This window comes from Bradyrhizobium sp. (genome assembly GCF_035570375.1).
Lineage (GTDB): Bacteria > Pseudomonadota > Alphaproteobacteria > Rhizobiales > Xanthobacteraceae > Bradyrhizobium.
In genome coordinates, this window is the sequence record NZ_DATMLW010000088.1 from 1 (window position 1) to 10,708 (window position 10,708).

The 10,708-nt window shown below is 60.2% G+C and carries 14 protein-coding genes and 1 pseudogene; 6 read left to right on the top strand and 9 right to left on the bottom strand.

Features of this window, described 5'->3' with window-relative positions; all coding sequences use genetic code 11:
- Positions 1-248: pseudogene (locus VNX23_RS09875) on the bottom strand (PQQ-dependent dehydrogenase, methanol/ethanol family); the annotation flags it as partial.
- A gap of 273 nt (positions 249-521) precedes the next feature.
- On the opposite strand from VNX23_RS09875, the gene VNX23_RS09880 reads away from it, so the two are divergent.
- Positions 522-1,448, top strand: a complete 927-nt coding sequence (locus VNX23_RS09880) for a quinoprotein relay system zinc metallohydrolase 2 (RefSeq protein WP_414642971.1) — start codon at positions 522-524, stop codon at positions 1,446-1,448.
- A gap of 95 nt (positions 1,449-1,543) precedes the next feature.
- Positions 1,544-2,335 carry a quinoprotein dehydrogenase-associated SoxYZ-like carrier gene (locus VNX23_RS09885; protein ID WP_325629509.1) on the top strand — a complete coding sequence of 264 codons (792 nt, stop codon included), beginning with the start codon at positions 1,544-1,546 and terminating at the stop codon, positions 2,333-2,335.
- A gap of 44 nt (positions 2,336-2,379) precedes the next feature.
- On the opposite strand, the gene VNX23_RS09890 is transcribed toward VNX23_RS09885, so the two are convergent.
- Positions 2,380-2,739 carry a hypothetical protein gene (locus VNX23_RS09890; RefSeq protein ID WP_414642969.1) on the bottom strand — a complete coding sequence of 120 codons (360 nt, stop codon included), beginning with the start codon at positions 2,737-2,739 and terminating at the stop codon, positions 2,380-2,382.
- Positions 2,740-2,870: 131 nt separating this feature from the next.
- Here VNX23_RS09890 and VNX23_RS09895 point away from each other — a divergent pair, with 131 nt between their 5' ends.
- Both VNX23_RS09895 and VNX23_RS09900 read left to right on the top strand, forming a co-directional pair.
- A complete protein-coding gene (locus tag VNX23_RS09895; protein WP_325629491.1) occupies positions 2,871-3,662 on the top strand; it encodes a pentapeptide repeat-containing protein in 792 nt (263 codons plus the stop codon).
- 36 nt (positions 3,663-3,698) lie between these two features.
- The gene (locus VNX23_RS09900) at positions 3,699-4,043 is read left to right on the top strand and encodes a hypothetical protein (RefSeq protein WP_414642972.1); all 345 of its coding nucleotides are present in this window, start codon (positions 3,699-3,701) and stop codon (positions 4,041-4,043) included.
- 31 nt (positions 4,044-4,074) lie between these two features.
- Here the strand turns inward: VNX23_RS09900 and VNX23_RS09905 are convergent, their stop codons facing one another.
- The 4 genes from VNX23_RS09905 to VNX23_RS09920 all read right to left on the bottom strand — a co-directional run bounded on the left by VNX23_RS09905 (position 4,075) and on the right by VNX23_RS09920 (position 6,124).
- Positions 4,075-4,311 (bottom strand): hypothetical protein, encoded by a 237-nt coding sequence (locus VNX23_RS09905; protein ID WP_325629495.1) that lies wholly within the window; start codon positions 4,309-4,311, stop codon positions 4,075-4,077.
- Between the two features lie 119 nt (positions 4,312-4,430).
- Complete coding sequence (locus VNX23_RS09910; protein WP_325629497.1) at positions 4,431-5,297, bottom strand: hypothetical protein; 867 nt, start codon at positions 5,295-5,297, stop codon at positions 4,431-4,433.
- A 319-nt stretch (positions 5,298-5,616) separates the two neighbouring features.
- A complete protein-coding gene (gene pqqA, locus VNX23_RS09915; RefSeq protein WP_084807017.1) occupies positions 5,617-5,697 on the bottom strand; it encodes a pyrroloquinoline quinone precursor peptide PqqA in 81 nt (26 codons plus the stop codon).
- Between the two features lie 115 nt (positions 5,698-5,812).
- A complete protein-coding gene (locus VNX23_RS09920) occupies positions 5,813-6,124 on the bottom strand; it encodes an EF-hand domain-containing protein (protein ID WP_414642970.1) in 312 nt (103 codons plus the stop codon).
- Between the two features lie 249 nt (positions 6,125-6,373).
- Between VNX23_RS09920 and VNX23_RS09925 the strand changes: the two genes are divergently transcribed.
- Positions 6,374-6,628 carry a hypothetical protein gene (locus VNX23_RS09925; protein ID WP_325629501.1) on the top strand — a complete coding sequence of 85 codons (255 nt, stop codon included), beginning with the start codon at positions 6,374-6,376 and terminating at the stop codon, positions 6,626-6,628.
- Positions 6,629-6,631: 3 nt separating this feature from the next.
- On the top strand, positions 6,632-8,131 hold the full coding sequence (locus VNX23_RS09930; RefSeq protein WP_325629503.1) for a hypothetical protein: 1,500 nt from the start codon (positions 6,632-6,634) through the stop codon (positions 8,129-8,131).
- Positions 8,132-8,203: 72 nt separating this feature from the next.
- Here VNX23_RS09930 and gfa read toward each other — a convergent pair whose 3' ends face one another.
- From gfa to VNX23_RS09945, 3 genes are all read right to left on the bottom strand, one after another.
- Positions 8,204-8,773 carry an S-(hydroxymethyl)glutathione synthase gene (gene gfa / locus VNX23_RS09935; protein WP_325629505.1) on the bottom strand — a complete coding sequence of 190 codons (570 nt, stop codon included), beginning with the start codon at positions 8,771-8,773 and terminating at the stop codon, positions 8,204-8,206.
- 30 nt (positions 8,774-8,803) lie between these two features.
- Positions 8,804-9,913 (bottom strand): S-(hydroxymethyl)glutathione dehydrogenase/class III alcohol dehydrogenase, encoded by a 1,110-nt coding sequence (locus VNX23_RS09940; protein ID WP_325629507.1) that lies wholly within the window; start codon positions 9,911-9,913, stop codon positions 8,804-8,806.
- A 77-nt stretch (positions 9,914-9,990) separates the two neighbouring features.
- Positions 9,991-10,488 (bottom strand): c-type cytochrome, methanol metabolism-related, encoded by a 498-nt coding sequence (locus tag VNX23_RS09945; protein ID WP_325629516.1) that lies wholly within the window; start codon positions 10,486-10,488, stop codon positions 9,991-9,993.
- Positions 10,489-10,708: the final 220 nt, after the last annotated feature.

The following is a 10,708-nucleotide window of genomic DNA, read 5'->3' on the forward strand; positions in this document are numbered from 1 at the left end:
ATCAGCGGGCCGCCTTCATGGCCGCGCAGCACACCGGTGGAGAACGTCCAGGCCACCTGCAGCTTGCCGACATTGGCTGCCGTGATCTGATTGAGCTTCGAGTATCGTTGATTGGCGTAGTTGCCGGTCGGCATCACCCAGTCCTTCGGGTTATCCGACATCTTCAGCAGTTCCTCGTTGGCACTGGCGCTGCCTACGCCAAACGTCGTGGTCGCGGCAAGACAGGTTGCAACAAGCACCTTCCGCATGACGAAACCTCCCATTTTATTCGCGTTTATTTTATTCGCCCTCTATTGGCCCGTCGGGCTCCGATGCGCCCACCGCCAATCCGAGCTCGAACAACGTCGTGCCAAGGACCGCCATGTGCATCCAAGCGAAGCCGCGCGAAACATCGGCAAGTCAGTGAACCGGTGAACCTAGTTCCAATTGAGGCGAAAACCGCTGGATGCTAGGCCCGGCCGTTGGAGCGCACAATAACATATTTGTAGCCCCGGACGATGCAGCTTTGGATGACATTACAGATGATCACTCGCCCACTCATTCTTGCCGGCCTCTTGCTGAGTTCTGGGCTGTCATTCGCTCACGCACAGCAGGACGCGTTGCCGACCAGCGAAGTCGCTCCCGGCGTCTTCGTTCATGCCGGCGCGACGGAACTGATGACGAAAGAAAATGAGGGCGCGATCGCAAATGTCGGATTCGTGATCGGCAGCAATGCAGTCGCGGTGATCGATACCGGCGGCAGCGCTCGCGAAGGCGAGCGGCTCTTGGCTGCCATTCGCGAGCGTACCGACAAGCCGATCCGCTACGTCATCAACACGCACGCCCACCCGGACCATGTTTTTGGCAATGCAGCATTCGATGAAAATGGTACCCGGTTCGTTGGCCACAAGAATTTGCCGCAAGCTCTTGCCGTGCGGGGGGCATTCTACATCGACGCGTTTCGACGGATCATGGGCGGGGATCTGATCGACAAGGTGCGTATTGTTGAGCCTACGCTGCTGGTGGACGGCACGCTCACCCTCGATCTCGGCCAAAGGAATCTGATATTGCGCGCATGGCCTGTGGCCCACAGCGACAGCGACCTCACCGTGCTCGACGAGCAGACCGGTACCCTCTTCGGCGGCGATCTTGTCTTCCTCGCTCATGTACCCGTTGTTGACGGCAGCATCCGTGGCTGGCTGAAGGTGATCGACGAACTTGCAGCACTTCCCGCACAGCAGGTGGTTCCTGGTCACGGTCCCGTGAGCAATTGGCCGGCCGCATTGCTCGACGAACGCCGTTACCTGGAGAAATTGGCGGCCGACATCCGCGCACTGGTCGCCCAAGGGAAGCCGATACGGTCAGCAGCCGATACCGCCGCCTTCTCGGAGCGGTCGCGATGGAAGCTGTTTGACGATTATAATGCGCGTAACGCCACAGCCGCCTTCTCGGAAATTGAATGGGAATAGTCGGGTCGATCGAGTATGTTCGTTGTCCTTCGGTTACCGAAAGGACCACGTGAATGCTGGCTCGCCATTGCCGCTTTCTCCTGGTTGCCGGTCTCATGACCGTCACGCCAATAGGCGCTGGCTCAATTCAGGCGGCCACGCCGGATAGCTTTGATCCCTGGCCGGGACTGGTCCAGGACATCTTCAACAACCGCCAGATTGACGAAGGCGCCGGCATTGTCGCAATCGAGATGCCTTATCGCGCCGAGGACGCCGCGATCGTCCCGGTCACATTGCGCATCACACTTTCACCGGCCGATAACCGTCGGGTCGTGGCGATCACCCTTGTCATCGACCAGAATCCGGCGCCCATGGCGGCGCGTTTTGAACTTGGACAGGATTCGTCGGTATCCGAGATCTCGACCCGCATCCGCGTCAACAACTACACCGACGTCCACGCGGTCGCTGAACTGAGCGACGGCAAGCTCTACATGACAAAAACCTATGTGAAGGCGTCCGGCGGATGTTCGGCGCCCGCTGCCAAAAATGCCGAGGAAGCCAAGGCACGGCTTGGCCAGATACGATTCAGACAATTTGCCAAGGCTACCGATGGGCCCCAAAACGGCACCCGCGAGGCCCAGATCATGATTGGTCACCCCAACAATTCGGGCCTGCAGATGGATCAGCTCACGCGGCTCTATATTCCAGCGTTCTTCATCAACGAGTTGCGGATATGGCAGGACGATACCCTGGTGCTCGCAATGCAGGGCGGCATTTCGATTTCCGAAGATCCCAACATTCGCTTTGCCTATGTCCCGAACGGAGCCAAGCGCGTTCGCGTCGAGGCCAGGGACACCGAAGGCCACCTGTTCCAGGGCGAATGGCCGGTCGAAAACTCAGGAATATGAGGCTGCCGAAGCGGTCTGAATCGGCGGCGCGCGGACACCGATGATCAGAAACATCTCACTTCGGCTTCGGCCTGGGCCCGACGCAGGTCGTTGAGCGCGCTCGCCGCCTGTTCGGACGATCGGAATTCTCCGCCGAGGTTTCCGCGCACTTGGGACATGCTCAAGACCGTCTCGGCCGTGACGTAGCGATCGTAGGGCAGCAGCGAGGCAATGACGTCGATCGAGCAAGAGCATCGACTGATTGCCTGTCGCGTTTCACCGTTTGCCTTCAGGCAGCCGAATACATATTCCGCCCGCGCCACCGTGGGGTAATCGTTGACGTCGTCGGCGCCCGCAGGGATCGCCATCATTGCGAGTACGAACAAGAGGCATGCGCCCATCCGCAGCGATTGCGCAAACACCATCACATCCCTCCTGGGGTGGCGAACTCTTGCCATTATAATAAGAACGAGAGCGTCAGGGAAACGCCCCACCGAATTCGTGATTGAAGATGAGGCGGGAACGTGGGTTACTGCGTTTGGGAAAGGAGGTGCCGATGGGGCGAATTCTTGCAAATGCGGCACTCGGCCTTGGCCTGCTCTGCCTGAGCGCAACCGCGCAGGACATGATGCGCGGCGTGGATCTTTCCTCGCCAGACATGGTCTCGGCCGAAATGAACCGCGCTGACCTTGAGGCGGCCGTTGCCGCCGCAGGCGCCGCGCCGGCCGATTTCACGGGGAAAAGACTGTCCAATCTCGACCTTTCCGGACTTGACCTCTCCCGCGCAATCTTTCGCAGCGCGCGCCTCAACAAAACCAGGCTAGCAGGCGCGAACCTTGAACATGCCGTCCTCGATCAGGCATGGTTGCTTGATGCGGATTTGACGCGGGCCAACCTGAAAGGGGCGAACCTGTTCGCTTCGCAGATGGCGCGCGCGCATCTCGACGGCGCAGACCTCTCGAATTCGCGCGTTGCCGCCGACCTGACCGGCGCGAGCCTGGTCGGAGCCTCGATTGCGGATGCGAAGTTGGGTGCCGACATGCGCAACCAGTCGATGGGCCTCATGCGTGCCGTATTCAAATCCGCAAATCTGGAGCGAGTAAACGCGCGCGGGGCCGATCTGTCGCGCGTCGATCTCGAATTTGCCTCGCTCAAGGGCGCCGACCTGACCGGCGCTTCGTTGAGGGGTGCCCAGCTTGGTGGCGCCGATCTGACCGGCGTTACGCTGACTGGTACGGATTTCGAGGGCGCTGACCTGGCGTCGGCGAAACTGGTCGCACCGATCGGGCTGGACCAGGCGAAGAATTTCGACAAGGCGAAAAATCGCGACCGTCTGATCCGGAATTAGCCGGCCAAGCATTTGCCGAGAGAGGAGCTGACAATGATGCGATGGGGCCTGGCGCTGGTGCTTTCGCTCGCCTGCAGCAGCGAGCTTGCGGCACAAGGCAAGAAGGGCATCAGGTTCTGGAATCTGACCACGGCCACCATTTCGGGCCTGCAGCTCTCGCCAGCCGGCAAGAACGACTGGGGGCCGAATCAGACGGCGAACGACAAGGACGGCGAGGTCGATCACGATGAACGGCTGCGCATCACGGGAATAGAACCGGGACGCTTTGACGTGAGGGTCAACTACCGCGACCAGCGCGAATGTGTGGTGCGGAATATCGAGATAAGGGCAGACGCCGTGTTCTCCATCGCGGACAAGGACTTGACCGAATGTAAAAAGTAGTGCGTGGCCGCGAAAGGCTGCGCCTGACGGCTCATCCCGCAGACGCCGCGCCGGCGGCATGCGCCTTGTCCTTGCTGTGCGGGTATTCGCAGCGCCAGCTTACGACGTTCCATTTCGGGTGTGCGCCAATCCACTGGGCGATATAGGGCGGTGCGCCCATGGCGCATTGCCGCAACGATGTGCCTCCCGAATATGTCAGGTAGGTCTCTTCACAGGTTGTCGGCGACAATACTGCGCAGACCGTCACTATGAGAGTGATTGCGTTCATACCGAATCCTCTGCCGCGAGCACCATATAACCACAAGAGGGGATACGGCCAGATGAGGGCAAAGTTTCAAATTAGCGAGATTCCGCATTGCGATACTGATGAGCTTTGCTCAGCTGGAGCTAGAAATTGAACCCGAAGATCAGCCGGGCCTGATGGCGTTCGAAGTTGAGGAGATCCAGCGCGGCTGGGGACCCGGTCGGCCGGCCCCAAACCTGGGGGCTCCAGGCCAGCGTTAACCTCGAACGCTCCGACAACTGCCAGTATGCGGTCGGCCCGACGAACAGGGCCTGTCCGGCAAAGCTGTCGAGAGCCGAACCTTCGTATTTTCGAAAATACCGCGCTTCGCCTCCGATCAGGAATCCTGGCCGCAGTTGCACCATCACCGCCGCCGCGGCGCCGGCGGTGGATTCCTGCTCGGCGAATGCCTTTCCAAAAAAATGGGTCGATTCCGGTTCGTAGAACAGGTTGAACGCCGCCACGACGCGGTCCTCCACCAGATCGCGCTCGACCGCCAGCGTCAATTCGGTGGAGTAATTTCGTGAGGGCGCCCCGGTCAGATCATCGATCTGACGGGCGCGGCTCTCAAGCGCCAAAGTCAGGCCGAAGGGCGCTGTCCTGCGGTCAAGGAATTTGTAGCGCAAATCGAGGGACACCCCCTGCCAGTCAAGCTGGTTGCGATCCTCAAGACCTGGAACGCCGCTGACGTTGTAATAGGAAAACGAGCTGCCGACTTCGATCCTGAAATTTTTGACCGGCACGAATTCCAGTTCGGCCTCCTCCTCGATCGCCCGGTAACCGCCTGCGGACTTGGCGAAGCGCCCGGTCGTCTGCGTCTGGAATTCGCGTTCTCCGAGGTTGCCGACATCGGTCCCGATCATGAATCCGTATAGATGCTCGGTATCGATCTCTTCGGCATGCGCGCATGCCGGCGCAAGCGTCGACAAGCACAAGAGCGCAGTCCGAAACGCTGCAGCGCCAAAAGACATCCACGATCCAATAGCCGCTGAGGAACGGAAGAGGATAGCTTACCGATCGAAAGAAAATCCTATCACGGGATCAGGATCAATGGCGAGGCGATGGGATCGGCCTATCCCCTCCAAAAGTGGCGATTGAAGGTTTGGTGCGGCCGGGAATCGGCGCGGAAGCGGCGTCTAGTCCGGGGCCAGTCCGGGGCGCTCATCAGAGCGAAAGCGCCAATCAATTTTTCAAAATGAACAGGGTAGACTACTTTAGATTGCAGGACGCCTGCTCCGGTTCGAAAGCAGAAAGTGCTTGTTGAACCGGGCAGGTCATCTCCATCGAGGCTTACTTGCGCGCTGCGCAGGCGTACATGTTGATTTCCATGCCCACCGACACTTCGACAATCTTTGGAGCCTTCCAGGCCATTTCGAACCTCCTTGGATTTTGGTCGCGCTGTTGCGCCAACAGAAGGTAGAGCCGCCACCGAGGTAACGCAAGTTTTCGCTTGCGAAAAGTAACGTTGTGATCTTGCAATCGCCGACTACCTCAGCAATCGCAGCAATGCACGACCGGCGCTGGTGTTCAGCTCCTTGGCGTCCAGGGTTCCATCCTTGTCCGGATTTGCTGCATTGAAGCGCCGCTCGACGAGGCCAAGATACTCTTCCATCGTCAATGTACCGTCATGGTCGGGATCGGCGGCGGCGAACTCGCTGGCGCTCAATCTTCCCCTCAGCTCGCGTCTGTCGAGCGTTCCGTCGTGATCGCGGTCCAGTCTCGCAAACACGGCTGACGCGGCCTTCTTCGCCTCAGCGAGATCGAGCGTTCCGTCATTGTCGGTGTCCAGCATTCGCATGGCCGCATTTCGGCGAGAAACCGCCAAAACCGGCGAAGCTGTCGCGGATAATATTGCAACAGCCGTTATCCCAAGAACAAACCGGCGAGAAATCATGACCCTACTCCGTTTTCGTCCGTTTTCAGCCTTTACCGGCTCTCCGGTCTGGTCCGGAAAAAACGGATTCGCCTCTTGCGGGTTCCCGCGAGCAAGCGGAAATGGGGTGGTATGTTGGGTGCTCCGATGCTTGGGTGCTCGCCGATGGCTCCGATGCGCAAAACCACGGTCCTTCTGCTTGCGGTCCTACCGGGCTTTCTTGCCCTTCCGGCATCCGCGCAAGATAGCATCGGCCTCGCCGCGCCGGAGGCTGCGACGTCGAAAACTTCGCCGGCGGTGCTCACAGGGAAAGAGCGGCTGGGCCGGAAATGGATGGACGATCAGCGCATCGACAACTGCAATGTACCGATCGAGAAGCGAGGAACGAAACCGCGACCCGCCAACTGCCATCATGTGCCGACCGGGTAGATCGTGCTGAAAGTGTTCCGTCCAAATGCATTGCGGACGTTGCGTGTTCTGGCAGCAACGACAACGGGCGCGCTTTCCTTCGCAGGTGCATCGGCATCGGAACTCGCAATAGCACCTGAGACGATGGTCCGGATCGGGACCATCGACAAACGCTTCCAGTCCTACAACATCGAAATGGTTGAGGTGACCGGCGGAAGATTCTGGAAGCCGTATGATTCCCAATCGCAACCGCAATCGGACCACTTTGAATACCGGCCCCCCATCGATCTTGCCAACCCGAAGCTGCGCGGACTGGCGTCGGCGTTGGCGCCGGCTTACCTGCGCGTCAGCGGCAGCTGGGCGAATGCCACCTATTTCGCCGATCCGGACTCGGCCTCTCGACCTCCAGCCGGATTCGATGGAGTGCTAAGCCGGGAGCAATGGCAAGGGTTGGTCGATTTCTCGAAAGCTGTGGGTGCGGAGATCGTGACTTCGTTCGCCGTTAGCCCGGGCACCCGCGACGCCGCCGGCATCTGGTCACCGGATCAGGCGCGCCGCTTGCTCACCTACACCCGCGCGATCGGGGGACGCATCGTCGCGGCGGAGTTCATGAACGAGCCGAACATCGCAGTAAACGGTCGCAGCGCGGCCAGTAGCGACGTGGCCTCCTATACACGCGACTTCAGGGCATTCGTTGCGCTTGTGAAGGAAAGCTTTCCCGAAATCCTGATCCTGGCCCCGGGGACCGCCGGCGAGGCCGCGTCTGCGTCCGAACTAGTCGCATCGGCTGTCGGCAGCTTCGATGCAATTTCGTATCACTATTACGGGACGGTTTCCGAGCGCTGCAGCGGCCGCAGCTTGCCCGCGGAAGCGCATTCCGAACAGCGGCTGGCTCAGACCGATCGGACCCTCGCCTTTTACCGGTCTCTGCGGGATACTTTCGCACCCGGAAAACCAATCTGGCTGACCGAGACAGCGGAAGCAGCGTGCGGCGGCAACCGGTGGGACGCGACCTTCCTAGATACGTTCAGATATCTCGACCAGCTCGGCCGGCTGGCCGCGGGGGGCGTTGAGGTCGTGATGCACAATACGCTCGCGGCGAGCGACTACGGGCTGCTGGACGAAAGAACGTTTGAGCCGCGGCCGAACTTCTGGAGTGCATTATTGTGGCGACGCCTGATGGGAGACGTCGTGCTCGATCCCGGCGTGCCCGTGACGACGGGGCTTCGCCTCTATGCGCATTGCCAGCGCGGAGTACCCGGCGGCATCAGCGTTCTCATCATCAATGTCGGAGAGGCATCGCACGCGGTGATTTTGCCGGTGACGGCCGAGCGCTATGAGTTGCAAGCAACGCGCGTGCAGGACAAGGGCGTGCTGCTCAACGGCGTTCCGCTTCAAATGGGACCGCGGGGCGACCTGCCGCCCATCGCAGGCCTGCCAATAGTGGCGGGCGCTTCGGCGATCGCGCCCGCCACCATTGTTTTTCTGACCGTGCCCAAAGCAGCGAACAAGGCTTGTCAGTAGGGCCGCCTGCCCTGTGCCGCATCGCTTTCGACGGGTGGCGGCGTTCGCCGCCGTCACCGAATCAAACCCGGTTCACGCCGCCTTGGCCTTTGATTTCGCCACGTGGGTCGCAATCGCATCCATGAGCACCGGAGACAGGCAGTCATAAGGCTCCAGTCCGATCTCCTTGAAGCGTGACCTGATGCCTGACATCTGCGACGGGTCGACACCCGACTCGATCACCGAGGACACGAACGCCGCAAATTGCGGAGCGGCCGAACCGGCTTCGGTAAACAGCTCCGGATGGATGAAGTCCAACCCGTAGAACGGATGCCCCTTGTTCTCGATGCGCCCGTACATATGCGTGCCGCAGGCCTTGCAGGCGTGCCGCTGGATCACTGCCGACGCATCGACGATCTGGAGCTTGTCGCCGTTTTCGAGAACGGTGACATTCTCACGCGGCACAACCGCCACCACCGAGAAGGTAGCTCCTTCCGGCTTCCAGCATTTGGTGCAGCCGCAGGCGTGGTTGTGGGCGACGTCGCCCTTGATTCCGACCTTGACCGGCCTGTCCTTGCATTTGCAGACCAACGTGCCGCCAGCGAAACTGCCGGAGCCCTTCTTGACTCCGCTGTCGATGGATGGATGGAGATGAACTGTCATGGGCCTATCCTCCTGTTTTAAGTTTTGAAATCAGTAGACGACGACCGAACGGATCGACTTGCCCTCATGCATCAGGTCGAAACCCCTGTTGATCTCCTCAAGCTTGAGGACGTGGGTGATCATCGGATCGATCTGGATCTTGCCGTTCATGTACCAGTCGACGATTTTTGGCACGTCGGTGCGGCCGCGCGCGCCGCCGAACGCCGTGCCCTTCCAGACCCGGCCGGTGACGAGCTGGAATGGCCGGGTTGCAATCTCCTTGCCGGCTTCGGCCACGCCGATAATGACGGACACGCCCCAGCCGCGATGGCAGCACTCGAGCGCCTGACGCATCACGGTGGTATTGCCGGTGCAATCGAACGTGAAATCCGCGCCGCCGTCGGTCAGCGTGACCAGGTGCTGAACGACATCGCCACCAAGCTTGGTCGGGTTGACGAAATGGGTCATGCCAAAGCGGCGGCCCCATTCCTCCTTGCCGTCGTTGACGTCAACGCCGACGATCTTGTCGGCGCCAACCAACTTCGCGCCCTGGATGACGTTGAGCCCGATGCCGCCGAGGCCAAACACGACCACGTTGGCGCCAGGCGTGACCTTGGCGGTGTTCACCACCGCGCCGACGCCCGTCGTCACACCGCAACCGATGTAGCAACTCTTGTCGAAGGGGGCATCCTCGCGAATCTTCGCGACCGCGATTTCGGGCAGCACCGTGAAATTCGAGAAAGTCGAACAACCCATGTAGTGGTAAATCGTCTTTCCCTTGTAGCTGAAGCGCGAGGTGCCATCCGGCATCACGCCCTTGCCCTGGGTTGCGCGGATCGCGGTGCACAGATTGGTTTTCTGGCTCAGGCAGCTTTTGCACTGGCGGCATTCAGGCGTGTAGAGCGGGATCACGTGGTCGCCGGTCTTGACCGAAGTCACGCCAGCTCCCACCTCGCGAACGATCCCTGCCCCTTCATGACCGAGGATCGAAGGAAAGATTCCTTCACTGTCAAAACCATCCAGCGTGTAGGCATCGGTGTGACAGATGCCTGTTGCCTTGATTTCTACGAGCACTTCACCGGCCTTGGGGCCATCCAGATCAAGCTCGACGATTTCGAGCGGCTTCTTGGCTTCGAACGCGACAGCGGCTCGGGTTTTCATTTTGATCTCCACTTTCGCATCTCAGGGTCTTCTAAGGTTCGTTCTCAGGAACGGCGCGGTCGGCCACTTCCGGGAAATCATTTGTTGCCCATGCAGGAATCTTCGGCCTTCTGGATCTCCGGCGATTTGTCGTCGTGCTTTGCCGGCCGTGCGCGGCCGACGGCATCATTGGCGCGCGCCCGAAGGTAAACGTAGATGTCATCGAGATAGCAGACGACGTTCTTGTTGTTGCCAAACGACGGCATGACGTTTTCCTGCGCCGTAGAGACATTTTCCCGGCCGGTTGCCACGATGGCGAGGAATTCTCCGTAGCTCATGTGCTTGAGCGAATCCTTCAACGCCGGAGCGTAGCTGGAACCCATTCCATCGGGGCCATGGCAGACGTGGCACTCCGAGTGATATCGGCGGTAACCGGAATAGGTGTACCAGTCGACCGTGCCGTCCGCGGCGACGTGGAAGGTCGGGTTGCCCTCCTTGTCGAGATATTTGCCGTTCTCGGATTTGGCAGCCGTCGGATCGCCGGGCTCGTCGGCGAAGGCATGCCCGGATGCGACGAGTATGATCGCGGCAACCATCAACCGAACGGTACGCAAGGCCTTTTCCTCGAAATTCGGTGACAGAACGTCCCGGCGCGGGACGAGATCCGCGCCGGGAACGGTTGTTGGCTTTTTTACTGCGGCAGTGCGAACACCGTCAGCGTGCCGCCGAGCGCGGTGTAGTTGCTCAGCGCCGCATAACCGCCGACTGCGCCAAGACCCGCGGTCGGATCGGTCAGGCCCGCAGCCAGCCCGATGC